The organism is Pseudomonas sp. FW305-25, assembly GCF_017351415.1.
GTDB lineage: Bacteria > Pseudomonadota > Gammaproteobacteria > Pseudomonadales > Pseudomonadaceae > Aquipseudomonas > Aquipseudomonas chlororaphis.
The window spans coordinates 1-260 of record NZ_JACNDE010000095.1 but is presented as its reverse complement, the minus strand read 5'-3'; the positions used below and the strand labels follow the sequence as shown (position 1 = coordinate 260).

The window sequence follows — 260 nt, the reverse complement described above, 5'->3', positions numbered from 1 at the left end:
CCAGCTATGGAGCGCTGACTACAAAGGGCAATACCTGACAGGAGAAGGGGTCTGGTGTTACCCCTTGACGGTCATGGACCATGCGAGCCGTTTTCTGTTGGCCTGCGAGAGTATGCCCAGCACCAACTTCAAAGACGCCCAAAAAACGTTCGAACGGTTGTTCAAAACCTATGGGATGCCTGAACGCATTCGCACTGACAATGGTGTTCCTTTCGCCAGTGCGGGGCGTGCGGGGTTGTCGCTGTTGTCAATTTGGTGGT

General features: G+C 54.2%; 1 protein-coding gene. It reads left to right on the top strand.

The window, feature by feature from the left end; all coding sequences use genetic code 11:
- Positions 1-260, top strand: a 260-nt coding sequence (locus tag J4E58_RS31835) for a DDE-type integrase/transposase/recombinase (protein WP_207255380.1), incomplete at both ends; no start/stop codon positions are given.